We start from the raw sequence: 25,121 nt of genomic DNA on the forward strand, positions 1-25,121 counted from the left end.
AGACTCACGACGTGTGGGAGCCAAACATGCGGACAGGCCGACTGCGGACCGTGCACCCCGTCCTGTGGGCCGGCTGGGCCGCGCTCGCCGCGGGTGCGGTGCTGTGCGTCCTCGGCTGGTACGGCATCTCGGGCGAGCGGTACGCCGAACGTCAGCTGCCCTACCTGGCGTCCTGCACGGTCCCCGGCGCCGCGCTGATCATCGCCGGGGCGGTGCTGCTCACCCACAGCCGGGGCGCGCTCGCCGCCGCGCGCGTGGAGGAGCTGTACGGCCTCCTGGTGGCCGCCGAGACCGCCGACGCCGAGGAGTCCGCGCAGGCGGCGGCCCTGCCCCTCGCGGTCAGCGGGGACCTGCTGATGGTGCCGGGCGGCACGCTCTGGCACCGCGCGGACTGCCCGCTGGTCTCCGGGAAGGTGGAGGCCGTACCGGTGGACGCCAAGCTGGTCACGAGCGGCGAACTGGGCCCCTGCCCGATCTGCGAGCCCACCGAAGAAACCGACTGATGTCCTCCCTGACCTACGACCTCACCCTCGCCGGTCTGTCGGTCGGCAGCGCCGCCGCGCTCACCGGAATCGGCCTGATCGTGACGTACCGGGCGACCGGGGTGCTGAACTTCGCGCACGGGGCGATCGCGATGGTGTGCGCGTACGTGCTGCGACAGTGCGTGGTCGAGTGGGGCTGGCCGCTGTGGGCCGGGGCGATGCTGACCCTGCTGGTCCTGGCACCGGGCCTGGGTGTCGTGCTGGAGCGATTCGTCTTCCGGCCCCTCTCCGTCCTCGGCAGCGATCCGGCACAGACGCTCGTGGCCTCCATCGGGGTGTTCGTGCTGCTGGTCGGCGGGTCCGCGCTGGTGTGGGGCCAGGGGGCGAGGGACGACGCTCCCGAGCTGGTGTCGGCGGATCCGTGGGGGCAGCTCGCGGTCGCCCTGGTCCTGGCCGTCGGCGTGGGCGCGGTGATCCGCTGGACGCGTTTCGGGCGGGAGCTGCGGGCCGTGGTGGACGACCGGCAACTGGCCGTGCTGGGCGGGATCGACGCCGACCGGGTGGCGGCGGCCGGCTGGGCGTTCGGTTCGTTCACGGCCGGACTGACGGGCGTGCTCCTCGCGCCGTACGTGCGTCTGGACCCGTACGGTCTGCCGCTGCTCGTCATGGAGGTGGTGGCGGTCGCGGTGGCCGCGCGGATGCGCAGCCTGCCGATGGCCGTCGTGGTCGCGCTGGGCATCGGGGTGGCGCAGAGCCAGCTGACGCGGCTGCATCCGTCGGGCTGGGGCGAGCCGTTGCTCCAGGCGGTGGGCGCGAACCTGTTCGTGGTGGCGCTGCTGGTGGCGGCCCTGGTCCTGCCCCGCATCGGCACACGCGACGCCCTCCCACGCACGGCCACCGCGCGCGTGCCGACGCCGCCGGGCGCCTGGATCGTGGCCGTGGTGCTGTTCTTGTTGCCGTTGGGCTTCGCGGGCTCGGACCTGCATACGTCGGTCCAGGTGCCGGCGCTGGGCGTGGTGCTGCTGTCGTTGGTGGTGGTCACGGGCCGCGGCGGTCAGATCTCACTGGGGCAGGCGGCGTACGCGGGCCTCGGTGCCCTGTTCACGGCGCTGCTCGCGGCGGGCCGCTTCCCGGGCCTGCCGCGCCTGCCGGAGCTCGCGGCGCTGGCGGTGGCGGTCGCCCTGGTGGCTCCCCTGGGCCTGCTGACCGGCTGGCCGGCGATCAGCCGTCGGGGCCTCGCACTGGCGCTCGCGACCTTCGCGGTGGGCGTCGGGGTGAGCCGCTTCGTCTTCGCCCAGCCGTACGCCACGTCCGGCCTGTCGCTGGGCCGCCCGGCGGGCTTCGACGGGGATCGCGCGTACTACGTCCTGGAGTTGGCCCTGCTCGCGGGCGCGCTGGTGGCCACGCGCGCGTTGCGGAGGGGCCGCACCGGCCGGGCCCTCGCCGCCATGCGGGACCACGAGTCGGGGGCGTCGGCGGCGGGCGTCCAGGTGCCGTCCCTGAAACTCCTCGCCTTCGTCTCGGGCGCCGCGCTCGCCGCACTGGGCGGCGGAATGCTCGGCATGGGGCTACGGGCCTTCGACCCCGGCGCGTACGACCCCGTCCGCGGCCTGCTGTGGTTCGCCGCGGTGGTGGTCCTGGGCGCCGACAGCACCCTGGGCGCGCTGGCGGCCGCGGCCCTTCTGGTCGGCCTCGACGCGGGCGCGCGGGGCGGGGTGGCAGCGGCGCTGATCGGCATCCTGGCGGTCCTGGTGGGCCGCTTCCCCGGGGGCCCGTACGAGGCGCTGCGAACGGCGGCGGCCGGACTGCGCTTGCGACGCAGGCCGACGTTGACGGCGTTGGGAGCAAGCACACGAAGGCGACTGCGACGAACAGAGCAGAAAGCTGCAGCCGCCGACGGTGCTGCACCCCCACAAGGGCCACCCGCACCCCACCACGAAACTGTCACGGGTGGTGCGGGTGGGAACACAGACCCGGCCGAAGGCCGGGTTCTCCCCAACGCACCCGCACCCACCCTCACCACCCGCCACCTCCACGCCAACTACGACGGCTTCACGGCCCTGACCGACATCAACCTGGACATCCCCCCAGGCCGGATCACCGCCGTCGTCGGCCCCAACGGCGCCGGAAAAAGCACCCTGTTCCACTGCCTGGCCGGCACCCTGCGCCCCGCGAGCGGCAAGATCCTCCTCGGCACCCGGGACATCACCAGGCTGCCCGCCCACACCCGCACCCGCCTCGGCATCGCCCGCACCTTCCAACAACTGGCCGTCTTCCCGTCATTGACCGTGGCCGAAAACGTTCAGGTGGGCGCCGAGCAGGGACGGGCCACCGATCCACAAGCCACGGAACAGGCGCTCAGACTCTTCGGCCTGGACGGCCCCCCGCGAACACTCCCCGCCGCCGCCCTGCCCACCGGAACTCTCCGACGCGTCGAACTGGCCCGAGCCCTCGCGGGCAACCCCCGCATCCTGCTCCTCGACGAGCCCGCCGCCGGCCTCGACACCACCGAGGTGACCGCACTGGCAAGAATCCTCAAGGCACTGGCAGCCGACGGCACCGCCCTGCTCGTGGTCGAGCACGATCTCGACCTGGTCGCCGACCTCGCCGACGTCGTGCACGTCATGACGGCGGGCCGGGTCATCGCCTCCGGCCCACCCGAGCACGTGCTGGACACCCTCGGTGCCCGGGAGCCCGCCGTATGACGACCATCTCCCTGCGCCACGCGCGCGTGCGCTACGGCCCCCTGGAGGCCCTGCACGGCGTCACCCTCGCCGCCCCGGGCCCCGGCCTCACCGTCCTGCTGGGCCGCAACGGCTCCGGCCGTACGACGGCCCTGCGTGCGCTGGCCGGCACCGTGCCGCTGTCCGGCGGCGCGGTGGTGTGGGACGGCGCCGACGTGACAAGGGTGCCGGCGTACGAGCGGGCCCGCCGAGGCCTGTGTCTGGTCCCCGAGCGGCAGGCGGTGTTCGGCTCCCTCACCGTCCGCGAGAACCTCGAACTCGCCGCACCCGCCTACGACCTGGCCCTCGACGCCTACCCACAACTCCGGCCCCTGCTCGCACGCCGCGCCGGCACGCTCTCCGGCGGCGAGCAGCGCATGCTCGCCCTCTCTCGCGCCCTGCTGGCACGCGCGCGCGTGGTGCTCGTCGACGAGCCCGCCCAGGGCATGTCCCCCACGGTCGCGGCCCGCACGTACGAGGTACTCGGCGCGCTCGACGCGTGTGTGGTCGTGGCCGAGCAGCGTCTGCCGCCCGTGCTGCACGACCGGGCGGCCCTCGTGTACGAACTACGGCGCGGCGCGGTCGTGTTCAGCGGAGAGGCGGCCGAACTCCGGCCCCCGCCAGAGGCGGACCGAACACGGCGGAGGACCGGGCAGAGCCCTTCGAAGCCGTCGAACCCTTCGGAGCGGCCGAACCCTTCGGAGCCGTCGAGTCCTTCGGAGCCGTCGAGCCCTTCGGAATGAGCAGCATCGTGCCCGGGTTCAGCCGGTCCGGATAGCGGCCGACCATCTCCTTGTTGGCCTGGTAGAGCGCCCGCCAGCCGCCCTGGACGCCGTACTTGCGGGCGATCGACGAGAGCGTGTCGCCGGGTTTCACCGTGTGCATACGCCCCTTGAGCCGGTACCGCTTGGAACACACCGGCCAGGCCTCCCAACCCTGTACGGCCAGCACCTCCTGGGCGACGGCGATCTGCTGCTCCCTGGTGGCGAGATCCGCGCGCGGGGCGTACGCCAGTCCGCCGAACTCCTTCCAGGTCGGCTGCCAGAACTGCAGTCCGCCGTAGAAGCCGTTGCCGGTGTTGACGTCCCAGCGCCCGCTGCTCTCGCACTCGGCGACGCAGCCCCAGGGCCACTGGTCCAGGGCGCACTCGTAGGACACGGGCGTCGGGGGCGGTCCGGGGGTCGGGGGCGGCGGGGCCGCGTGGGCCACGCCGGGGGCGAGAACGCTGAGGAGGGTCGCGGCCAGGGCGAGCTTGATCGGCTTGGCGTGCATCGGGCCACGCTAAGCAGCCGGTGCCGTACAGCCGCCCCGGCGCGTCCGATGCGCCCGGGGCCCCACCCGGTCGGCGGACCGACCGGGTGGGGCCCCGCGCCCGGAGCGGGGGAGCTCTCAGAGTGCGAGGCGCTGCCCGGGCACGATCACGTCGGGATCCCCGCCGATGACGGCCTTGTTGACGGCGTACAGCTTCTTCCAGGTGGTCCCGTGCCGGGCGGCGATGCCGCTCAGCGTGTCGCCCTTGCGGACGGTGTAGTCACCACGGGACGAGCCGCGGTCCGTGTGGCTCTGCGAACGCGTCGGCGCCTTCGAGGGCTTGGACGGTGCCGACTTGGTGGTGGCCGAGCCGGAGCCGGAGGAGGCCGAAGGCGCGCTGCCGTAGGCACCCGCCCGGGCCGAACAGGTCGGCCACGCGCCCCACCCCTGGGAACGCTGGACCTTGCTGGCTACGGCGATCTGCTGGGACTTGGTGGCTTTGTCGGCGGTCGACGCGTAGGCCGTGCCGCCGTACGCGCGCCAGGTGCTCGCGGAGAACTGGAGCCCTCCGTAGTAGCCGTTTCCGGTGTTGATGTGCCAGTTGCCGCCGCTCTCGCACTGGGCGATGCGGTCCCACACTCCGCCGTCCGCCGCCGCGGCGTTGCCGGCCGCGGCCAGCAGTCCGAGGGGCGCGAGCAGGGCGGCCCCGGCGAGGGCCGCCGTCGTACGCGTCTTACGAGCGTTGTCGCGAGTGGTATCGGCACATTCGGACATGTAATTCCCTCTCGAAGGACTCGGGGTCCCCCAAGGCCGGGCGCGCTCCCCGCGCTCGGGCGGGGTCGTCGCGCCCCGCCCCGTCCGCCGGAGGTGGTGCTGCGAGCTGGCTTGGTGCGGCCGGCGGACGTACCCGAGCGGTGCTCGTTGCACACGGCGGAGGAATGTAGAGAGCCTGTCGAGGCGTCGGCAACCAACTCCTTGTCATTCCAGGCCAGTTCGCCGTTACCCCAGGTAGCGGCCATTTTCGGCCACCCACTTCATTCACTGATTTCATGATTTGTCGACCAGTCGCCTCAGCGATCTGTGACCCACTTCACGCAACCAACTTCCTTGGATTTCCAATGACTTGACACTGAGTGCCCGATTCCGCACCTGAGGTGACCCTGCGCGGTGGATGGTTCGATTCCGTTCGCCGTGGGGCGTGACTCCCGCCACAGATCGCCCGTTGTCTTCTTCATGAGCCCGGGACCCACCCGGGCACCGCTTCCCGAGGGAGTCACCCGTGCCGCGCATGCTCGACGTCAGCGACGAGGTTCGCGCCGAGATCGGCGACGAAGAAGCCGACCGGCTGCTCGCCGGACAGAACGCCCCCGGCAGTTACGACTGCACGTCCTGCCGCACCCAGGGCGACTCCGAGGCGGAACGCACCAGCACCGTCCTGTTCATCGGCGACGAGACCGCCGTCCTCGCCTTCGCCCACGCCACCTGCCTGCCCTCGCAGGTCGTCCAGGTCACCGAGGAGCAGCTCAAGGGCGCGGTGAAGTCCATCACCGGCGACTCGGTGGATCTGGAGTCGGACAAGATCGCACCCGAGCAGGCCGTGCTCGGCGTCACCAGTGGACTCGTGCTCATCGCCGGGGAGTTGCACCCGGCGCTGGTGGTCGAGCCGACGGGCCCGATCGTGCGGCCCGGGGCGACGGGGACCGGCGACGACTTCCTGCCGCTGCTGATCGAGCAGGGGTTCATGCCGCTGACCGCGATCGAGAGCGCGCCCTCGGTGCTGCACGGATGGTCGGTCCTGCTGGCCGTGGGACAGCTGCACGCGGTGCTGCAGCCCTCGGCGAACGGCGGGCAGCCGGTGGCCTGGTGGCAGGCGCACCAGCCGCTCCAGGTGACGGAGAGCTGGCGGGCCGCCGCCAACAAGCACCAGCAGGTACTGATGTTCGCGGCGCCGGTGGGATCGATCGGACGTCAGCCCCGCGAGGACCTGCTGCGGGATGCCCTCGACAAGGCCGCGGCGAACGGGAAGTTGGTCGCGGCGGCCATGCCTCTCGCGGGGACCTGAGCGCCCCGTGTGACCCGCGAAAACCCCATGTGAGCCGCATCCCTTGAACCGCGGGGTCGTTTGGACATACGTGCACGCATACGACGTTCCCCGCCACATCCCCGCCGGTTCATCGGCCACGCCGATCTACGACGCGCTCTACTCCGAGTACGTCAAGACCTTCCGTTCGCTGCCGGGTGACCGCAGCGGCGAGGAGGAGCTGGGCTTCACCGCTTTCGGGAACATCCCGCACGGTTCGGGATCGTTCAGCAGCTCGTACAGCGCCTACAGCGCGGGGGCGTACAGCGCCCGCCAGCAGTCGCAGTGGCAGCGTGTGGGACAGATCGGGCAACAGAACAACACCGGAATGCGTCACGTCCCGGCGGCGCTGCCGCCCGGCCCGCGCAGAGGGATCTGAGACACGACGTGAGGAGGGCGGCCCCGGTCGGGGCCGCCCTCTTCACGTTTGCGTCACTTCTTCTTGGCGCCGCGCTTCTCGCGCACCCGCACCGAGATGTGGATCGGCGTCCCCTCGAAGCCGAACTCCTCACGCAGCCGGCGCTCGATGAAGCGCCGGTAGCCCGCCTCGATGAAGCCGGAGGCGAAGAGCACGAACCGCGGGGGCTTGGTGCCGGCCTGGGTGCCGAACAGGATGCGCGGCTGCTTGCCGCCGCGGACCGGGTGGGGATGGGCGGCGACCAGTTCGCCGAGGAAGGCGTTCAGGCGGCCCGTCGGGACGCGGGTCTCCCAGCCGGCGAGGGCGGTCTCGATCGCGGGGACCAGCTTCTCCATGTGGCGCCCGGTGCGCGCGGAGACATTGACGCGCGGCGCCCACGCCACCTGGCCGAACTCGGTCTCGATCTCCCGCTCCAGGTAGTAGCGGCGCTCCTCGTCGAGGGTGTCCCACTTGTTGTAGGCGATGACGAGCGCACGGCCCGCGTCCACGGCCATGGTGACGATGCGCTGGTCCTGGACCGAGATGGACTCGGAGGCGTCGATCAGGATGACCGCCACCTCGGCCTTCTCGACGGCGGCGGCGGTGCGCAGCGAGGCGTAGTAGTCGGCGCCCTGCTGGAGGTGGACGCGCTTGCGGATGCCCGCCGTGTCGACGAACTTCCAGATGACGCCGCCGAGTTCGATCAGCTCGTCGACCGGGTCGCGGGTGGTGCCGGCGACCTCGTTGACGACGACCCGGTCCTCGTTCGCCACCTTGTTCAGCAGCGAGGACTTGCCGACGTTCGGGCGGCCGATGAGCGCGATGCGGCGCGGGCCGCCGACCGCGGTCCCGAAGGTCTGCTCGGGGGCGTCCGGCAGCGCCTCCAGGACGGCGTCCAGCATGTCGCCGGTGCCACGGCCGTGCAGCGCGGAGATGGGGTGCGGTTCGCCGAGGCCCAGGGACCACAGGTAGGACGCGTCGGCCTCGCCGCTCTGGCCGTCGACCTTGTTGGCGGCCAGGACCACGGGCTTGCCGGCCTTGCGGAGCAGTCGTACGACCGCCTCGTCGGTGTCGGTGGCGCCGACCTTGGCGTCGACGACGAACACGACCGCGTCGGCGGCCTCGATCGCGTACTCGGCCTGGGCGGCCACGGAGGCGTCGATGCCGAGGACGTCCTGCTCCCAGCCGCCGGTGTCGACGACCTTGAAGCGGCGGCCCGACCACTCGGCCTCATAGGTGACGCGGTCGCGGGTGACACCGGGCTTGTCCTCTACGACGGCCTCGCGGCGCCCGATGATCCGGTTGACGAGTGTCGACTTGCCGACGTTCGGGCGGCCGACGACGGCGAGCACGGGCAGCGGCCCGTGCCCGGCGGCCTCGATGGCCCCCTCGACGTCCTCGATGTCGAAGCCCTCTACCGCGGCGAGCTCCATGAACTCCGCGTACTCGGCGTCGCCAAGCGCTCCGTGGTCGTGCTCCTCGCCCGAGCCCTCGGAGTGGATGTGGTCGTTCATGAAGTCCGTACCTCGTTCATCGTGGTGATCGGTGGACCACCCGGCCCTTTTGCCGGATTGATCCACTACTCAGTGTCGCCTAGCGGCCGGTCAGCCGCCTGGCGTTTTCCAGGTGCGCGGTGAGCTGCTTCTGGATGCGTTCTGTGGCCTCGTCCAGGGCCTTGCGGGTACGCCGCCCGGAGCCGTCCCCGGCCTCGAACGGGTCGCCGAAAACGACGTCGACGCGGCTGCGCAGCGCAGGCAGCGCCTTTATCAACCGTCCCGGCCTGTCGGAACTTCCCAGGACGGCGACCGGGACGATCGGGGCTCCGCCGCGTACGGCGAAGTACGCGAGCCCGGCACGCAGCGCGGCGAATTCGCCCTCGCCACGGGTGCCCTCCGGGAAGATGCCGAGGACCCCGCCGTTCTCCAGCACACCCAGCGCGCGCGTGATGGCCGTCCGGTCGGTGGTGTCACGGTCGACCTTGATCTGGCCGACGCGGGTCATGAACGGGGCGAGCGGGCCGACGAACGCCTCCTTCTTGACCAGGAAGTGCGAGGGCCGGGGCGCCACGCCGATGACCATCGGGCCGTCGATGGCGTGGGAGTGGTTGACCGCGAAGATCACCGGGCCGGTCACGGGGACCTTCCAGGCGCCCAGGACGCGTGGCTTCCACAGCCCGTACATCAGGCCGACGCCGATACGCCGTCCGACCTCGGCGCCCTTCTCGGAAGGAGCAGTCACTTGTCGGCCCGCTTCTCCTCGATGAGGGTGACGACGCACTCGATGACCTGCGCGAGCGTGAGCGCGGTGGTGTCCACTTCGACCGCGTCGTCCGCCTTGGCGAGCGGCGAGGTCTTGCGGGAGGAGTCGGCCGCGTCCCGCTTGATCAGGGCCTCGCGGGTGGCGTTGACGTCGGCGCCCTTGAGCTCACCGCTGCGGCGGGCGGCACGCGCCTCCGGCGAGGCGGTGAGGAAGATCTTCAGGTCGGCGTCGGGCAGCACGGTCGTACCGATGTCACGCCCCTCGACGACGATGCCGTCCGGAGCGGAGGCCGCGATGGAGCGCTGCAGCTCGGTGATCCGTGCACGCACCTCCGGTACGGCGCTCACCGCGCTGACCTTGGAGGTGACCTCCTGGGTGCGGATCGGGGCGGCCGCGTCCGTGCCGTCGACCGTGATCGTCGGGTTCGTCGGGTCGGTGCCGGAGATGATCTCCGGCTTGCCGGCCGCGGCGGCGATCGCGTGCGGGTCGTCGATGTCGATCCCGTTGGTCACCATCCACCAGGTGATCGCCCGGTACTGGGCACCGGTGTCCAGGTAGCTCAGGCCGAGCTGCGCGGCGACAGCCTTCGACGTGCTCGACTTGCCCGTGCCGGAGGGACCGTCGATGGCGACGATCACGGGCTTGGCGGCGCCGTTTTCCACGGGGGGACACCTTCCTGGTGCGGTGCGGTGGGGTGTGCGGGGCGCGATCGTGCCCCGCACAAGGTTACTGGGTGCGGGTCACTCGTCCGGACGCGCGAGGGATGGAAGGCGGTGCCCACCGAGTGCCGGTCCGCGCATCCAGCCCGTCCGGCGTTTGAGGACGAGGCCCCTTCAGGGCCGAAGCGGGGGTCTGGGGGCGGCAGCCCCCAGAGACGGCCACGACAGCGCCGGCCACTTTACTGGCGGATCGCCCACCCACGTTCCCTCAGCGAAGCGCTCAGCACAGGCGCAGCCTGCGGCTCCACCATCAGCTGCACCAGACCGGCCTGCTGCCCCGTCGCATGCTCGATCCGCACGTCCTCGATGTTGACCCCGGCCCGTCCCGCGTCCGCGAAGATGCGGGCCAGCTGGCCGGGCTGGTCGTCGATGAGGACGGCCACGATCTCGTAGACCCGCGGAGCGGACCCGTGCTTGCCGGGAACACGGACCTGGCCCGCGTTGCCCCGGCGCAGGACGTCCTCGATCCCGGTGGCGCCCTCACGGCGCTTGCCCTCGTCGGAGGACTGCAGGGCCCGGAGCGCCTGCACCGCCTCCTCCAGGTCCGCGGAGACGTCCGAGAGGAGGTCGGCGACCGGCCCCGGGTTCGCGGAGAGGATGTCGATCCACATCCCCGGGTCGGAGGCGGCGATCCGGGTCACGTCCCGGATGCCCTGCCCGCACAGCCGTACGGCGGCCTCCTCGGCGTTCTGCAGGCGCGCGGCGACCATGCTGGAGACCAGGTGGGGCATGTGCGAGACGAGCGCCACCGCGCGGTCGTGGGCGTCGGCGTCCATGACGACCGGGACGGCACGGCAGTGCGAGACCAGTTCCAGGGCGAGGTTCAGGACCTCGGTGTCGGTGTCCCGGGTCGGGGTCAGCACCCAGGGGCGGCCCTCGAAGAGATCGCCGGTCGCGGCCAGCGGGCCGGACTTCTCCCGGCCCGACATGGGATGCGAGCCGATGTACGACGACAGGTCGAGGCCCAGCGCCTCCAGCTCGCGGCGCGGGCCGCCCTTGACGCTGGCCACGTCGAGGTAGCCGCGGGCCGCACCCCGGCGCATGGCGTCCGCGAGGACCCCGGCGACATGGGCGGGCGGGGCGGCGACGATCGCCAGGTCGACCGGGCCCTCGGGCGCCTCGTCCGTGCCGGCGCCGAGCGCGGCCGCCGTACGGGCCTGCTCGGGGTCGTGGTCGGCGAGGTGCACGGTGACGCCCCGCTGGGACAGGGCCAGCGCGGCGGACGTACCGATGAGCCCGGTTCCGACGACGAGGGCGGTTCTCACTGGGCGATGTCCTTGCGCAGGGCTGCCGCGGAGCCGAGGTAGACGTGCGCGATGTCGGCACGGGGCTTGCCGGACTCTATGTGCGCGAGGACACGGACGACACGGGGCATCGCGCCCTCGATGTCGAGTTCCTGGGCGCAGATCAGCGGAACGTCCACGATGCCCAGCTTGCGCGCCGCGGCCGCCGGGAAGTCGCTGTGCAGGTCGGGCGTGGCCGTGAACCAGATGCTGATCAGGTCGTCCGCGGTCAGTTCGTTCCGCTCCATGATGGCGGTGAGCAGGGCCCCGACCTGCTCGTCCATATGGCCGGCCTCGTCCCGTTCGAGTTGGACGGCGCCCCGGACAGCTCGTACCGCCACGGCTCTGCTCCTTGCTGATGTACGGATCGGCTCTTGCACATCCAGCCTAGTCAGCCCGTGCGGCCCCGGTCCCCGGCGCCCGCACGCTGAGACGGCGGTCCGCCTGCAGGGACTGCTGCTTGACGAGCTCGTCCAGGGAGGCGGGCACCTGGCCGCCCGGGGTCAGCTTGTCGACGGCTCGCGGCAGGACCTGGGCGAGCTCGTCCGCCGCCTGGTCCGGAGTGACGCCGGCCTGCTCGGCGACCTGCTGGAGGGTCTCGTCGGGCAGCGCCTGCTGGATCTGGGCGCCGGTGACGGACTGGTTCGCGCCGGTGCCGACCCAGGAGTCCTTCTGCTCGGCGAGGCCCGACTCGGCGAGCATGTCGAGCAGCGCGCCCGGAATGTTGCCGCCCGAGCCACCGGCCTGACTCCCTCCGAGGACCCCGCCCAGCAGACTGCCGAGATCGTTACCCGCCATGACCACGCCTTTCAGAAGGGGCTGGCCAGGAGCCGGCCTCGAACCCTGCCAATGTCACCGAATCGACCCAATTTCGCTACTTGGAGCGACACGCGCCGGTGCGCCTCTGGACGGCGGGCCCCGGGTCCGCTCTCATGGCAGGAAGCTCGCCTCGGGGGAGGGCATTGATGAAGCGTTCCGGACCGCTGGTCACGCTGCTCGCAGGACTGCTGCTCGGTCTGTTCCTGCTGTCGCTCAACGCGACGACGGGAGAGAAGACCACGGCATCGTCCGTGCAGGAGTCGCCCAGCACCAAGGCGTCGCCCAGTCCGACGCCCACTGAGACCACGCCGTCGGCCAGTCCGTCGCCGTCGCGGACGGCCGCGCCCACCGGCGTCTACACCGGCCGAACCGCCGACGACTCCTCGGCCGTCGCCATCTCCCTGCGTGACGGCAAGGCGATCGCGTACTTCTGCGACGGCCAGAACATCGAGTCGTGGCTGAAGGGCGACGTGAAGGCCGACGGCAGCATGCGGCTCACCGGCAAGGGCACGACGCTGGACGCCACGCTCAAGGGGAGCAGGCAGCTCAGCGGCACGGCCAACGTCGGCGGCGGGGACTACGCCTTCACCATCGACAAGACGGAGAAGTCGTCCGGGCTCTACCGGGCGAACAGCTCGGTGGCCGGCGCGAAGATCGAGGGTGGCTGGATCGTCCTGCCGGACGGCGAGCAGGTCGGCATCCTCAGGCGCGACGGCAAGGCCTCGGCAGCACCCGAGATCGACCCGGAGACCGGTGCGGTGACGGTCGACGGAGAACAGCTCACGGCCCGCCCGGTAACCCCCTGACCTCTGATCGAGGGAGCCGATCATGACCGTCGACCCGAACGCCGCCACTCAGGGCTTCCCCTCCCCCGAACCGGCCCGCCCCCGCCCGAACCCCGCGCGCTACCTGGTCCCGGCGCTCGTCGCCGCCGCGGTCGCCATCGCCCTGGGCGCGTACGGCAAGGTCCACGACCCGGCGGGGACGTCCTTCAACCTCGCCGGCTTCAGCAGCACGGGCGCGGTGAAGTCGTGGCTGGCGACAGGCGCGTTCTTCTTCGCGATCGTGCAGCTCGTCTCGGCCCTGATGGTGTACGGCAAACTGCCGGGCCCTCGCTGGTCGGCGAAGCTGCACCGCTGGTCGGGCCGGGTGGCGTTCCTCGCGGCGGTGCCGGTCGCGGTGCACTGTCTGTACGCGCTGGGCTATCAGTCGTACGAATCGCGCGTTTTGTGGCACTCCCTCATGGGTTGCTTCTTCTTCGGTGTTTTCAGTGCAAAGATGCTGTTGCTCCGCTCGGAGCGACTTCCCGGCTGGCTGCTGCCGATCGTCGGCGGGCTGGTCTTCACCGCTCTCACCATCATCTGGCTGACCTCCGCCCTCTGGTTCTTCCGCACTTTCGGAGTGACGACATGACGCAAGGCCCGACGCGACGCACGGTCCTCTTCGCAACGGGCGCGGCGGCGCTCACCGTCGGATGCAGCGAGTACGGCGACAACAGCGACTCCGGGTCCGACTCCGTGGAGGCGTCCGCGGGCACGGAGCTGGCGAAGACGAGCGACATCCCGGTCGGTGGCGGCAAGATCTTCAAGGACGAGAAGGTCGTGGTGACCCAGCCGAAGGAAGGCGAGTTCAAGGCCTTCTCGAACATCTGCACCCACCAGCAGTGCCCGGTGGCCAACGTCTCGGACGGCACCATCAACTGCACCTGCCACGGCAGCAAGTTCAAGATCGCGGACGGTTCGGTGGCCAATCCCCCGGCGACGAAGCCGCTGCCCGAGAAGCAGATCACCGTGGACGGAAATTCGATCCGCCTGGCGTGAACCGCGCCGTACGCTCCGGGACATGCGCCCCGAGACCCTGGTCCGTGACCACACGATCTACGCCTGCGTGATGGGTTCGCGCGCCTTCGGTCTGGCGACGGACGGCAGCGACACGGACCGCCGGGGCGTCTTCCTCGCCCCCACGCCTCTGTTCTGGCGTTTCGACAAGCCGCCGACGCATGTCGAAGGACCGGCCGAGGAGCAGTTCAGCTGGGAGCTGGAGCGCTTCTGCGAGCTGGCGCTGCGCGCGAATCCGAACATCCTGGAGTGCCTCCATTCCCCGCTCGTGGAGCACGTCGACGACACCGGCCGTGAACTCCTCACCCTGCGCGGGGCGTTCCTCTCCCACCAGGCGCACGAGACGTTCGCGCGCTATGCGCTCGGCCAGCGGAAGAAACTGGACGCCGACGTACGACAGCACGGCACCCCGCGCTGGAAACACGCGATGCACCTGCTGCGCCTGCTGATGAGCTGCCGCGATCTGCTGCGCACGGGCGCCCTCACCATCGACGTCGGCGACCAGCGCGAGCCCCTGCTCGCGGTGAAGCGCGGCGAGGTCCCGTGGCCCGAGGTCGAGTCCTGGATGACCCGCCTGGCCGGCGAGGCGGACGAGGCGTCCCGGCGCAGCCCGCTCCCGGCCGAGCCGGACCGGCGCCGCGTAGAGGACTTCCTCGTCCGCGTCCGCCGTACCTCAGCGCTCCAGCCGCAGCCGTACGACGAACTCGTGGAGGGCGTCGTAGACGCTCGGGGCGTCCGGCAGCGCTGACGCGGCCTGCGCCTCGTCCAGCACCCCGTGCAGCCGCTCGACATCGGCCGCCACGCGCGCGTGGTCGACGTCGGCGGCCCCGTGCTCCTGTTCGGCCTTCGCGGCGATCAGGTCCGGCAGGTACACGGGGGCGTCGATCTCGCCGAGCAGCGTGGGCAGTTGGGCCTGCACCTCGCCGCTGCGCATCAGATGGATTCCGGTGAGCAGCACGCGGAAGGTGTAGAGCAGCGGCTTGAGTTCACCGGTCTTGTCGAACAGCCGCCATTGGGTCGCCGCGAACCCCCGGTAGTGATGGGCGTGGTGGCTGGTGAGGACGCCGGGCGCGAGTGCGGCCAGCTCCTGGTGTGCGTCGGTGGTGTGCACGACGAGCGGCGAGAGGAGCTGCTCCAGCACATAGCCGTTGCGTCGCAGCATCAGCCGTACGAACTTGCGCAGGTCGTGGGTGACAAGGTCCATCTCGACGCCGTCGCGGAACCACATCCTGGACCGGGTCTCCTCCGGCTCCCGCAGCCCGACGAGGTCGGCGGCGGGCAGCAGATGGACGCCCCGCAGGTCCACGTCCGAGTCACGCGACGGGAAGCCGTAGAGGTGCGCGCCGGAGACGGTCGCGAACAGCAGGGGGTCGGGCTGTTCGGCGACCACCGGGGCCAGGTCGAGGTCCAGGGCGTCGATCATGGGCTCAAGAGTCCCAGAGCGCCCCCAGCGTCACCAGCTCGCCCTGGTACTCGATCCGGTCGGCCCACTCCGTCGGCCAGGCGTCCGAGCCCAGGTGGGCACCCGCGAAGGCGCCCGTCAGGCAGGCGATCGAGTCCGAGTCACCGGAGGTGCAGGCGGCGCGGCGCAGTGCCGTGACCGGTTCGTCGACGAAGAGCAGGAAGCACAACAGGCCGGTCGCCAGGGCCTCTTCGGCGATCCAGCCCGCGCCGGTGGCCAGGCAGGGGTCGTCCTCCGGCGAGACGGTGCGCAGGGCGCCCCGGAGGCGGCCGAGTACCTCCAGGCACTCGTCCCAGCCGCGTGCGATGAAGTGCTCGGGGGTCGGGTCCTGGCTGCGGGTCCACAGGTCGCCGAGCCAGCGGTGGTGGTAGTGGCTGCGGTTCTCGTGGGCGTACCACTGCAGCAGGTCGACGAGTTCGGCCGGATCGGCGCCCTGAGCGAGCAGCCGTACGGCGTGTGCGGTGAGGTCGGACGCGGCGAGTGCCGTGGGGTGTCCGTGCGTGAGCGCGGACTGCAACTGGGCGGCGCCCGCGCGCTGTTCGTCGCTCAGACCCTGGAGGAGGCCGACGGGCGCGACGCGCATGTTGGCGCCGCAGCCCTTGGATCCGATCTGGCTGGCTTCCTGCCAGGGCAGGTTGGTGCGTTCGAGGAGCTCGCAGGCAGTGATGCACGTGCGGCCCGGGGCGCGGTTGTTCTCCGGGGAGCGGTTCCAGGCGATGAACTCCCGCCGCACGGGCTCGACCATCTTCTCCGGCCCGAGCAGCCCCCGGTCCATCGCCGCCCGCAGTCCCCGCCCGAGCGCCAGCGTCATCTGCGTGTCGTCCGTGACGATCGCGGGCGTCGGCAGTCGCATCTGCCGCCACGGCCCGCACTTGGCAAGGATCGACGCCACGTCGTTGAACTCGGTCGGGAAGCCGAGCGCGTCCCCGAGGGCGAGTCCGGTGAGCGTTCCGGTGGCGGCACGTTTGGTCAGGGTCGTGGTCATGCGGGGCGTCCTTCCCGGGGCGCTCGGAGGAGAGGCGGTTGCAGGGCGGTTGCCGGTCCCGCGCGGTACAGCGCGGCCGGTTTGCCGCGGCCGCCCGTCAACCGCGCGGCCCCGGGGACCTGTTCGACGAAGCCGGGCGTGGCGAGCACCTTGCGCCGGAAGTTGGGCCGGTCGAGCGCGATGCCCCACACGGTCTCGTAGACCTGCTGCAGCTCGCCGAGGGTGAACTCGGGCGGGCAGAAGGCGGTGGCGAGGCACGTGTACTCGAGCTTGGCGCCGACGCGTTCATGGGCGTCGGCGATGATCCGGTCATGATCGAAGGCGAGCGGCCCCGCCTTCTCGTACGGCACCCAGCGGGCGTCCGCCGCGTCGCTGCCGCCGTACGGCTCGGGCGGGTCCGGGAGCAGCGCGGCGAACGCGACCGAGACGACCCGCATCCGGGGGTCGCGGTCGGGCTCGCTGTAGGTCCGCAGCTGTTCGAGGTGGAGCCCGGAGACGTCCGACAGCCCGGTCTCCTCGGCGAGTTCGCGCCGCGCCGCCGTCTCCGCGGACTCGTCCGGATGCACGAAGCCGCCGGGCAGCGCCCAGTGGCCGGCGTACGGCTCCTGCCCGCGCTCGACGAGCAGCACGTGCAGCGCGCCCGCGCTGATGGTGAGGACGGCGAGATCGACGGTGACGGCGAAGGGTTCGTGCGCGTACTTGTCGTACTCCACGTGCACCCACCCCCTTTATGGTCACTGTGACTAATAGTCATTACGACTATAAAGGGGGTGGGGCACCTCCACAACCCCCTAGCCGCGACGCGGTGCGAACGCCGCCACCACCGCGCCCGCCGCCGCGGCCCCCGCCGACACCCAGAGCGCGGGCGCGCAGCCGTCGAGGAAGGCGGCCGGTGAGCCGTAGCCGCCGTACGTCGTGAACACGGCCGCGGCGACGGCGACCCCGAAGACGCCGCCCAGTTCGCGCAGCGCGTTGTTGACGCCGGCGGCGACGCCCGCGTCGCCCAGCGGCACGGCCGAGGTCACGGCGTTGGCGACGCTCGGGAAGACCATGGAGATGCCGATGCCCGCGACGATCAGCGGGAGGACGATCTGCCCGTATCCGACGCCGGGTTCGACCTGCCAGGCCAGCAGTGCGAGGCCGATCCCCTGGAGGAGCAGGCCGACCAGCATGAAGGGCCGGGTGCCGAAGCGGTCCGCGAGCGCGCCCGCGACCGGTGCGACCAACAGGGGCATGGCGTTCCACACGAGGATCCGTACGCCCGCCTCCAGCGGGGAGTAGCCGAGCCCGAACTGGAAGAGCTGCGTGATCATGAACAGTGCGCCGAGCAGCGACGCGAACAGGAGGAAGGCCGCGGCGTTGGCGGTGGAGAAGGCGCGTCGCCGGAAGTACCCGAGCGGCAGCATCGGATACCGGGCGCCCTTCCGCTCCCACGCCAGGAAGGCCGCCACGAACGCGACTCCGACGACGAGAGCGGTCAGCACCTCCGCGCTCCCCCAGCCCGCCTCGGGAGCCCGGACCGGCGCCCAGGCCAGGCCCGTCAGCCCGACGGCCGCCAACACCAGGCCCACGAGGTCGAGTTGGGGCCGTGTGCCGTAGCTCTCGCGGAGCTTCGTGGCGGCCAGGGGCAGCATCGCGAGCCCGATGGGCACGTTCAGCCAGAAGATCCACTGCCAGGACAGCCCCTCGGTGACGGCCCCTCCGAGCACGGGTCCGGCCGCCACACCGAGGCCGGTCACCCCACCCCAGACCCCGATGGCCATGCCCCGCTTCTCGGCCGGGAAGGCCTCGCTGATCAGGGTGAGGGTGAGCGGCAGGAGTACGGCGGCGCCCGCCCCCTGCACCACGCGCGCGGTGATGAGCTGGCCCGGGCCGCCCGCGAGGGCCGCCGCGGCCGAGGCCAGGGTGAAGACGGCGAGCCCGACGACGTACATGCGGCGCCGCCCGAACCGGTCGCCGAGCGCGGCACCGGTCAGGGTCAGGCAGGCGAAGACGAGGTTGTAGGCGTTGATCGTCCATTCCAGCTGGGACAGGCTCGCCCCGAAGTCGGCCCGCAGCGCGGGCAGCGCGGTCGCGACGACCACGACGTCCAGGGAGCACAGCAGCGCCCCGAGCCCGGCGAGCGCCACGGTCCACGCCCGTCGTGGGGGCGCTTGTTCACCGGGTGGTTTGCGGACGGGGACACGCAGAGTGGTGTCGGTCATGACGATGCCTTCCGTGAGGTCCTTGAGGTCACTCACGGAAGGCAGACCGGGCTCACCCCGAAAAGGAATCGCGCCGCCCCAGGAAGCCCAGGAGCCGGGCCTCGGGCCGGGCACAGGGCGACACGGCGACCGGCTCGGCGAACCGCACGCCGCGGTCCTCCTCCTCGACCACACAGCGCGCGATCGGCAGCAGCTCGGCCGCGAGACCGTCCGGAATGGGCCGCCGCAACCCGCAGGCCCGGGCCACGTCCCACCCGTGTACGGCGATCTCGACGGCGCCCACGGCGACCATCACCCGGACATCCAACGGCCGTTCGCCCACCAGCACGTCCTCCGAGCGCCCGGCCGCCCAGGCACCGAGCACGGCACACGCGCGCGTGCGGAACGCGCACGCGGGATCGGCCCCCGGGTACGTCGGCACCAGCCCGACCCGACCACCCGTCAGCCCCTCGTGCAGGGCGTCCAGTGAGTCGTCGAGATGCCCGAGCAGCTCCCCCAGGTCCCACTCCACGCACGGCGTGCCGCGCCCGAGGCTCCCGGGCTCCACCCCGGCGACGCTGCCCAGCGCGTAGGCGAGCGAACGCTCCAACAAGTCCCCGGAGTTCATGACAGGGCCTCCGGCATCCCGAACCGGCCGAGCAGTTCCACGTCCAGGAACGCCGTGATGCGGGCGACCGTCCCCGCCTCGACGGTGAGCACCTGCACCAAGTGCGCCCGGAAGACACCGTCCACCCCGCGCACGTACATGACGACGGCCGGCTGCCCGTTCGCGCGCGTGGGCAGCATCCGGATGCCGCCCTCCTCGTGCACGCGTGCGTGCAGGAACCGCAGCACGTCCTTCTTCCCGCGGAACCACTCCAGGTGCGGCGGCATCTCCAGCTCGACGCCGTCCTGGAGGAGCGCGAGCAGGGCGTCCATGTCGGCGCGCTCGAAGGCGGCGACATACCGGTCGAGCACCTCCCTGTCCGCCGCGCCCGACGGTTCGACGACGAGGTCCTCCTCCGGGGCGACCTCGTCGAGCCGGGCACGCGCGCGTTGGAGGCTGCTCTTCACGGCCGCCGTGGAGGTGCCGAGGAGAGCTGCGACCTCGGGCGCCCGCCAGGCCAGCACGTCCCGCAGGATGAGCACGGCCCGCTGCCGCGCGGGCAGGTGCTGCAGCGCGGCGACGAGCGCGAGCCGCAGGCTGCCGCGTGCCGCCACGACGGTCGCCGGGTCGACGAGCGCGTCCGGCAGCGGCTGCAGCCACGGAACATCCGTCGCGGGGGCCCTCAGCGGCTCCTCAGGGGCCTCTGACGGCCCCCCGAGCCCGGAGGGCAGCGGACGCCGCGTCCGGCCCTCCAGCGCCGTCAGACACGTGTTGGTGGCGATCCGGTGGAGCCAGGTCCGCAGGGACGCCCGGCCCTCGTAGCCGTCGTAGGACCGCCACGCCCGCAGATACGTCTCCTGCACCAGGTCCTCGGCCTCGTCGACCGAGCCCAGCAGCCGGTAGCAGTGGGCGAGCAGCTCCCGCCGGTACGGGTCGGTCAGCCGTACGAACTCGTCGTGGTCCGTCGTCGTCGCGGTCATCCCCGCTCCCTCCGTCACCGATACAGACCGGCGGAAGGACTAAAACGAATCGGCCGGTCCCGGAAGACATCCGGAACCGGCCGATACAAGGCGCTGCTGAAGATCAAGAGGCTTCTAGAGGTCGACTTCCTTCATCAGCATCCCGACCTCGGTGTTGGACAGCCGCCGCAGCCAGCCCGACTTCTGGTCGCCCAGGGTGATCGGGCCGAAGGCGACCCGCACCAGCTTGTCGACCGGGAAGCCCGCCTCGGCGAGCATCCGGCGCACGATGTGCTTGCGGCCCTCGTGGAGGGTGACCTCGACGAGGTAGTTCTTGCCGGTCTGCTCGACGACCCGGAAGTGGTCCGCCTTCGCGTACCCGTCCTCCAGCTGGATGCCGTTCTTGAGCTGCTTGCCCAGGTCGCGCGGGATCGGGCCCACGATGTGCGCGAGGTAGACCTTCTTCACGCCGTACTTGGGGTGGGTCAGCCGGTGGGCCAGCTCGCCGTGGTTGGTGAGCAGGATGACGCCCTCGGTCTCGGTGTCGAGCCGGCCCACGTGGAAGAGCCGCGTCTCACGGTTCGTGACGTAGTCGCCGAGGCACTGCCGGCCCTCGTTGTCCTCCATCGTCGAGACGACACCGGCCGGCTTGTTCAGCGAGAAGAACTGATACGACTGGGTCGCGACGGTCAGACCGTCGACCTTGACCTCGTCGTGCTCGGGGTCGACCCGCTTGCCCTGCTCCAGGACGATCTCGCCGTTGACCTCGACCCGCGCCTGCTCGATCAGCTCCTCGCAGGCCCGCCGGGAGCCGTAGCCCGCGCGCGCGAGGATCTTCTGCAGCCGCTCGCCCTCCTGCTCGGCGCCCGGGAAGGTCTTCGGCAGCTTGACGTCCTTCTTGTTCGCGTACCGCTCGCGGTTGCGCTCCTCGGCCCGCACCTCGTACTCGCGGGAGGTCGCCGGCACCGAACGACCGCGCCCGGTGCCCTGGCCCTGCTTGGGCCCGCCCTTGGCGCCTCCGCGCGCGGAGGCGCCGCGCCCGGACTTCGGGCCCTCATGGGTGCCGCCCGGCCCTACGTCGTAGCGGCGCTCCTCGGGACGGGGCTTGCCCGGGCGCTTCGGCCTGTCGTCGCGCCCTGCCCCGCCCTTCGGCTGGGAGCCGCTTCCACCGGACCCGCGGGAGTTGCCGCCTCCACCACTTCCCCGGGGGTTGCCGCGCCCGTTGTTCCTGCCACTGCCGCTGCCACTGCTTCGCATCAAAGTTCCGTCGTCGTCGTGTCGTCTGCATCTGCATCCGGTGCGTCCGGATCGAACGACGGGACCCCTTCCAGCGTCTCAGCCTCGATCGCCTCCGCCTCCGGGAGGAAGGGGGCGAGCTCCGGGAGCTCGTCCAGGCCGCGCAGGCCCATCCGCTCCAGGAAGTAGTTCGTCGTCACGTACAGGATCGCACCTGTTTCGGGTTCCGCGCCCGCCTCCTCGACCAGACCCCGCTGCAGAAGGGTGCGCATCACACCGTCACAGTTCACTCCACGCACCGCCGAGACCCGGCTGCGGCTGACCGGCTGGCGGTACGCGACCACAGCCAGCGTCTCCAGCGCCGCCTGGGTGAGCCGGGCCTGCTGGCCGTCCAGGACGAAGCGTTCGACGGCCGCCGCGTACTCGGGCCGGGTGTAGAAACGCCAGCCGCCGGCGATCAGCCGCAGCTCGAAGCCGCGGCCCTGGACCGTGTAGTCGTCGGCCAGCTCCCGCAGGGCGTCCGCGATCTGCCGCCGGGGCCGTTCGAGGATCTTCGCCAGGTGCTCCTCGGTCGCGGGCTCGTCCACGACCATCAGGACCGCCTCCAGGGCGGGCTTGAGGTCGAGGTCGGCGACGGTGCGCAGCCCGGCCGGAACCTCGGTGGTGTCCTCGCTCACGGCTTCTTCTCCTCCTTGGGCGCCTCGGGCGGCCGGTCGAACTCGTCCGTGACCGTCGGGGTCTCGTCACCCTCCCCGCCCGTCCACCGCACCATCAGCTCACCGAGGGCGATCTCCTGGTCCAGCACCACGGCCTTCTCGCGGTACAGCTCCAGCAGGGCCAGGAATCGCGCTACGACGGTCAGGGTGTCGTCGGTGTCCTCGACCAGCACGCGGAAGCTGGCCTCGCCGAGTTCCCTGAGCCGTGCGACCACGATCCCGGCCTGCTCCTGGACACTCACCAGCGGCGCGTGGATGTGGTCGACGTAGACCTGCGGCTTGGGCTTGGGCTGCATCGCCTTGACGGCGAGCTTCGCGAAGCCCTCGGCGCCGATGCTGATGACGACCTCGGGGAGCAGGTCGGCATGGTGGGGCTCGAGGCCGACGGTACGGGGGTAGCGGCGGGCCTCCTCGAGGAGGCGGTGGTTGAAGATGTCGGCGATCTGTTTGTACGCGCGGTACTGCAGCAGCCGCGCGAAGAGCAGGTCACGGGCTTCGAGGAGCGCGAGGTCGGCCTCGTCCTCCACCTCGGCGGCGGGCAGCAGCCGGGCCGCCTTCAGATCCAGCAGCGTGGCCGCGACGACCAGGAACTCGGTCGTCTCGTCCAGGTCCCAGTCCGGGCCCATCGCCCTGATGTGCGCCATGAACTCGTCGGTCACCTTCGACAGCGCGACCTCGGTGACGTCCAGCTTGTGCTTGGAGATCAGCTGGAGGAGAAGGTCGAAGGGGCCCTCGAAGTTGGAGAGACGGACCTTGAAAACACCGTCGGCGGATTCTTCGGGCCCGGCGGGTTCTGCGAGCTCGGCCGGTCCTCCGGGCTCGATCGGTTCTGCGAGCTCGGCCGGTTCTGCGGGCTCGACCGCTGCTCCGGGCTCGACCGGTCCTGCGGGCTCGACCGGTCCTACGGGCTCGACCGCTGCTCCGGGCTCGACCGGTCCTGCGGGCTCGGCCAGTTCTGCGGGCTCGACCGCTGCTCCGGGCTCGGCCAGTTCTGCGAGCTCGACCGGCCCTCCGGGCTCAACCGCCTCTTCGGGCCCGGCAGATGCAGAGTCCGCAGGCGGGGCTTCGGGCGCCGGCTCCGGTTCAGGGGCGACGGCCTCGGGGACTTCCTCCACCGGCTCCACCGGGGCCGGAGCTTCCGCAGGCGCCGGAATCGTCCCCGGCCCCCGGCCCAGCGCACGCCGAGGCCCGGCGGAACCGCCGGCGCCGGGGACGGGAGCGTCGTTCGAGGTCATGGCCCCCGCAGGCTACCGCTACCGCCCGCGCAGTCGGCGTACGAGGATGCTCGCGTCTCCGCGGGACTCCAGATCGGCCAGCACGACGGCGACCGCCTCCCGCACGATCCGCCCGCGGTCGACCGCCAGCCCGTGCTCGCCCCGGAGCACCAGGCGCGCGTGCTCCAGATCCATGAGCTCCTCGGCGGACACGTACACGGTGATCTTCTCGTCGTGCCGCTCCCGGCCGCTGGGCCGCCGTGAGGGCGACCGTCCGCGCTTGCGGGACTGGGCGTTGCCGGCGGCCTGGGCAGAACCTTCCTGCGCCCCCTGACGTCGCCCGGAGCCGTCCGCGGCTCGGCTGCGGGACTCGCCCGCCTCGGCGTCGGCCGCGACGTGCTCCGCCCCGTCTCCGTCACCGCCCTGCGCGGGCACGGACTGCGGAGCGTCCTCGGAGGCCCCTCCGGCCCCGTCGGACTCCCCCGCGGGAGCCGGCACCCGGGCCTCGCCGTTGGCCCCCCGCCGGGGAGAGGACGCCTGGAGCGCCATCCCCCCTGTCGTACGGAACAGTTCGTCGGCCCCCGGCAGACTCACTCGGCGTGACACCGGGCGAGCACCTCCCTGGCGAGCTGGCGATAGGCGGCGGCGCCGACGGAGTTGGACGCGTACGTCGTGATCGGCTCACCGGCGACCGTGGTCTCCGGGAAGCGGACCGTGCGCCCGATGACCGTGTGGTAGACGTGGTCGTCGAAGGCCTCGACGACACGTGCGAGCACCTCACGGCTGTGCACCGTGCGCGAGTCGTACATCGTGGCGAGGATCCCGTCGAGCTCCAGCTCCGGGTTGAGCCGCTCCTGGACCTTCTCGATCGTCTCCGTCAGCAGCGCGACACCGCGGAGGGCGAAGAACTCGCACTCCAGAGGCACTATCACCTTGTGCGCGGCCGTCAGAGCGTTGACGGTGAGCAGACCGAGTGAAGGCTGACAGTCGATCACGATGTAGTCGTAGTCGGCCATGAGCGGCTTCAGGGCCCGCTGCAGTGTCGACTCTCGCGCGACCTCGGAGACCAGCTGGACCTCCGCCGCCGACAAGTCGATATTGCTCGGCAGCAGGTCCATGTTGGGAACCGCGGTCTTCAGCAGGACCTCGTCGGCCGCCATGCCCCGCTCCATGAGCAGGTTGTAGACGGTGAGGTCGAGCTCCATCGGGTTGACACCGAGTCCAACCGACAGCGCGCCCTGCGGGTCGAAGTCCACGAGCAGCACACGACGGCCGTACTCCGCGAGCGCGGCACCCAGGTTGATGGTCGACGTCGTCTTGCCGACGCCACCCTTCTGGTTGCACATCGCGATGATCTTCGCGGGTCCGTGATCGGTCAGCGGACCCGGGATCGGGAAGTACGGCAGCGGGCGACCGGTCGGGCCGATGCGCTCGCGGCGCTGACGGGCAGCGTCGGGCGCGAGCGTGGCCGCGTACTCGGGGTCGGGCTCGTACTCGGCGTCGGGGTCGTAGAAGTGCCCCTCGGGCAGTTCGTCGTAGTCGGCGATGTGGTTGTGGGGCGCGCCACTTCCGTCGCCGGCCATGGCGTTCACGTGATGGCCATCCATGCTCTGGTGTCCTGGCTGGGTCACCCTCGGGATTCGGTGACCCTGATGGGCTGCGAAGGTGCGCACCGCAACGGAGCCGACAGCCTCGAACCCCGCGGAGCCCTCGGCCCGTGCAGGCATTCCTGGTTGACCACCCCCGGGAGAAAATGTCGACTCATTCACAAGTCGTCTTACCTCCTTGGTGACCAGGAAACTTCTAGACAAGGTCAGCGTGGCACCATGCCGACGGTTGGCGACTCTATGGCGTGTCGGGTGTTCACAGCAACACAATCCGCCGGACCCGGCAGGATGTGTCGGCAAT

General features: G+C 71.4%; 27 protein-coding genes and 1 pseudogene. 9 read left to right on the forward strand and 19 right to left on the reverse strand.

Annotated elements, in window-relative coordinates:
• Positions 1-26 precede the first annotated feature (26 nt).
• Genes IG08_RS0129200 through IG08_RS0129210 form a run of 3 tightly spaced genes read left to right on the forward strand, consistent with a single transcriptional unit; the run spans position 27 to position 3,948 of the window.
• The gene (locus IG08_RS0129200) at positions 27-503 is read left to right on the forward strand and encodes a hypothetical protein (RefSeq protein ID WP_030608799.1); all 477 of its coding nucleotides are present in this window, start codon (positions 27-29) and stop codon (positions 501-503) included.
• On the forward strand, positions 503-3,187 hold the full coding sequence (locus IG08_RS0129205) for a branched-chain amino acid ABC transporter permease/ATP-binding protein (protein ID WP_030608801.1): 2,685 nt from the start codon (positions 503-505) through the stop codon (positions 3,185-3,187). Before IG08_RS0129200 ends, IG08_RS0129205 begins: the two co-directional genes overlap by 1 nt.
• Positions 3,184-3,948 carry an ABC transporter ATP-binding protein gene (locus IG08_RS0129210; RefSeq protein WP_234343001.1) on the forward strand — a complete coding sequence of 255 codons (765 nt, stop codon included), beginning with the start codon at positions 3,184-3,186 and terminating at the stop codon, positions 3,946-3,948. The genes IG08_RS0129205 and IG08_RS0129210 overlap by 4 nt, the downstream gene beginning before the upstream one ends.
• Positions 3,949-4,129: 181 nt before the next feature.
• Here the strand turns inward: IG08_RS0129210 and IG08_RS61580 are convergent.
• Positions 4,130-4,477, reverse strand: a pseudogene (locus IG08_RS61580) (transglycosylase family protein); the annotation flags it as partial.
• Between the two features lie 117 nt (positions 4,478-4,594).
• A complete protein-coding gene (locus tag IG08_RS0129220; RefSeq protein ID WP_030608807.1) occupies positions 4,595-5,230 on the reverse strand; it encodes a LysM peptidoglycan-binding domain-containing protein in 636 nt (211 codons plus the stop codon).
• A gap of 505 nt (positions 5,231-5,735) precedes the next feature.
• On the opposite strand from IG08_RS0129220, the gene IG08_RS0129225 reads away from it, so the two are divergent.
• Both IG08_RS0129225 and IG08_RS0129230 read left to right on the forward strand, forming a co-directional pair.
• Positions 5,736-6,518 carry a hypothetical protein gene (locus tag IG08_RS0129225; protein WP_030608809.1) on the forward strand — a complete coding sequence of 261 codons (783 nt, stop codon included), beginning with the start codon at positions 5,736-5,738 and terminating at the stop codon, positions 6,516-6,518.
• A gap of 70 nt (positions 6,519-6,588) precedes the next feature.
• A complete protein-coding gene (locus IG08_RS0129230; RefSeq protein WP_030608812.1) occupies positions 6,589-6,915 on the forward strand; it encodes a hypothetical protein in 327 nt (108 codons plus the stop codon).
• A gap of 53 nt (positions 6,916-6,968) precedes the next feature.
• Here IG08_RS0129230 and der read toward each other — a convergent pair whose 3' ends face one another.
• From der to IG08_RS0129260, 6 genes are all read right to left on the reverse strand, one after another.
• Entirely contained in the window at positions 6,969-8,447 is a 1,479-nt protein-coding gene (gene der / locus IG08_RS0129235; protein ID WP_030608813.1) for a ribosome biogenesis GTPase Der, read from the reverse strand.
• Between the two features lie 79 nt (positions 8,448-8,526).
• Positions 8,527-9,114: a lysophospholipid acyltransferase family protein gene (locus IG08_RS0129240; RefSeq protein WP_052424926.1), complete on the reverse strand. Its 588-nt coding sequence runs from the start codon at positions 9,112-9,114 to the stop codon at positions 8,527-8,529.
• A gap of 53 nt (positions 9,115-9,167) precedes the next feature.
• A complete protein-coding gene (cmk, locus tag IG08_RS0129245; RefSeq protein ID WP_030608818.1) occupies positions 9,168-9,854 on the reverse strand; it encodes a (d)CMP kinase in 687 nt (228 codons plus the stop codon).
• 236 nt (positions 9,855-10,090) lie between these two features.
• Positions 10,091-11,176: a prephenate dehydrogenase gene (locus tag IG08_RS0129250; protein ID WP_030608823.1), complete on the reverse strand. Its 1,086-nt coding sequence runs from the start codon at positions 11,174-11,176 to the stop codon at positions 10,091-10,093.
• Entirely contained in the window at positions 11,173-11,535 is a 363-nt protein-coding gene (gene aroH, locus IG08_RS0129255) for a chorismate mutase (RefSeq protein WP_030608826.1), read from the reverse strand. Before aroH ends, IG08_RS0129250 begins: the two co-directional genes overlap by 4 nt.
• 46 nt (positions 11,536-11,581) lie before the next feature.
• On the reverse strand, positions 11,582-11,992 hold the full coding sequence (locus IG08_RS0129260) for a YidB family protein (protein WP_052424923.1): 411 nt from the start codon (positions 11,990-11,992) through the stop codon (positions 11,582-11,584).
• 167 nt (positions 11,993-12,159) lie between these two features.
• Between IG08_RS0129260 and IG08_RS0129265 the strand changes: the two genes are divergently transcribed.
• Genes IG08_RS0129265 through IG08_RS0129280 form a run of 4 tightly spaced genes read left to right on the forward strand, consistent with a single transcriptional unit; the run spans position 12,160 to position 14,599 of the window.
• Positions 12,160-12,819: a hypothetical protein gene (locus IG08_RS0129265; RefSeq protein ID WP_030608832.1), complete on the forward strand. Its 660-nt coding sequence runs from the start codon at positions 12,160-12,162 to the stop codon at positions 12,817-12,819.
• 22 nt (positions 12,820-12,841) lie between these two features.
• A complete protein-coding gene (locus tag IG08_RS0129270) occupies positions 12,842-13,426 on the forward strand; it encodes a DUF6529 family protein (protein WP_030608835.1) in 585 nt (194 codons plus the stop codon).
• Positions 13,423-13,833 carry a Rieske (2Fe-2S) protein gene (locus tag IG08_RS0129275; RefSeq protein WP_030608839.1) on the forward strand — a complete coding sequence of 137 codons (411 nt, stop codon included), beginning with the start codon at positions 13,423-13,425 and terminating at the stop codon, positions 13,831-13,833. Before IG08_RS0129270 ends, IG08_RS0129275 begins: the two co-directional genes overlap by 4 nt.
• 22 nt (positions 13,834-13,855) lie before the next feature.
• Positions 13,856-14,599: a nucleotidyltransferase domain-containing protein gene (locus IG08_RS0129280; protein WP_030608841.1), complete on the forward strand. Its 744-nt coding sequence runs from the start codon at positions 13,856-13,858 to the stop codon at positions 14,597-14,599.
• Here IG08_RS0129280 and IG08_RS0129285 read toward each other — a convergent pair.
• The 11 genes from IG08_RS0129285 to IG08_RS0129335 form a co-directional block, all read right to left on the reverse strand.
• On the reverse strand, positions 14,525-15,274 hold the full coding sequence (locus IG08_RS0129285; RefSeq protein WP_030608843.1) for a nucleotidyltransferase domain-containing protein: 750 nt from the start codon (positions 15,272-15,274) through the stop codon (positions 14,525-14,527). The genes IG08_RS0129280 and IG08_RS0129285 overlap by 75 nt on opposite strands.
• Before the next feature lie 4 nt (positions 15,275-15,278).
• Positions 15,279-16,298, reverse strand: coding sequence for an ADP-ribosylglycohydrolase family protein (locus tag IG08_RS0129290; protein ID WP_030608846.1), 1,020 nt, complete (start codon positions 16,296-16,298; stop codon positions 15,279-15,281).
• On the reverse strand, positions 16,295-17,011 hold the full coding sequence (locus IG08_RS0129295; RefSeq protein ID WP_030608849.1) for an NUDIX hydrolase: 717 nt from the start codon (positions 17,009-17,011) through the stop codon (positions 16,295-16,297). Before IG08_RS0129295 ends, IG08_RS0129290 begins: the two co-directional genes overlap by 4 nt.
• Before the next feature lie 78 nt (positions 17,012-17,089).
• The gene (locus tag IG08_RS0129300; RefSeq protein ID WP_030608852.1) at positions 17,090-18,502 is read right to left on the reverse strand and encodes an MFS transporter; all 1,413 of its coding nucleotides are present in this window, start codon (positions 18,500-18,502) and stop codon (positions 17,090-17,092) included.
• Positions 18,503-18,554: 52 nt separating this feature from the next.
• A complete protein-coding gene (locus IG08_RS0129305; protein ID WP_030608855.1) occupies positions 18,555-19,109 on the reverse strand; it encodes a TIGR03086 family metal-binding protein in 555 nt (184 codons plus the stop codon).
• Positions 19,106-20,068 carry a sigma-70 family RNA polymerase sigma factor gene (locus IG08_RS0129310; protein WP_030608858.1) on the reverse strand — a complete coding sequence of 321 codons (963 nt, stop codon included), beginning with the start codon at positions 20,066-20,068 and terminating at the stop codon, positions 19,106-19,108. The genes IG08_RS0129305 and IG08_RS0129310 overlap by 4 nt, the downstream gene beginning before the upstream one ends.
• Positions 20,069-20,182: 114 nt before the next feature.
• Positions 20,183-21,304 (reverse strand): pseudouridine synthase, encoded by a 1,122-nt coding sequence (locus IG08_RS0129315; RefSeq protein WP_030608861.1) that lies wholly within the window; start codon positions 21,302-21,304, stop codon positions 20,183-20,185.
• Positions 21,304-21,960: an SMC-Scp complex subunit ScpB gene (gene scpB, locus IG08_RS0129320; RefSeq protein WP_030608865.1), complete on the reverse strand. Its 657-nt coding sequence runs from the start codon at positions 21,958-21,960 to the stop codon at positions 21,304-21,306. Before scpB ends, IG08_RS0129315 begins: the two co-directional genes overlap by 1 nt.
• On the reverse strand, positions 21,957-23,234 hold the full coding sequence (locus IG08_RS0129325) for a segregation and condensation protein A (RefSeq protein WP_106981046.1): 1,278 nt from the start codon (positions 23,232-23,234) through the stop codon (positions 21,957-21,959). Before IG08_RS0129325 ends, scpB begins: the two co-directional genes overlap by 4 nt.
• Positions 23,235-23,252: 18 nt before the next feature.
• Entirely contained in the window at positions 23,253-23,819 is a 567-nt protein-coding gene (locus IG08_RS0129330; protein WP_078655793.1) for a hypothetical protein, read from the reverse strand.
• Positions 23,804-24,940 (reverse strand): ParA family protein, encoded by a 1,137-nt coding sequence (locus IG08_RS0129335; RefSeq protein ID WP_078655794.1) that lies wholly within the window; start codon positions 24,938-24,940, stop codon positions 23,804-23,806. The genes IG08_RS0129330 and IG08_RS0129335 overlap by 16 nt, the downstream gene beginning before the upstream one ends.
• Positions 24,941-25,121 lie beyond the last annotated feature (181 nt).

It is taken from the genome of Streptomyces fulvoviolaceus (assembly GCF_000718165.1).
GTDB classification, from domain to species: domain Bacteria; phylum Actinomycetota; class Actinomycetes; order Streptomycetales; family Streptomycetaceae; genus Streptomyces; species Streptomyces fulvoviolaceus.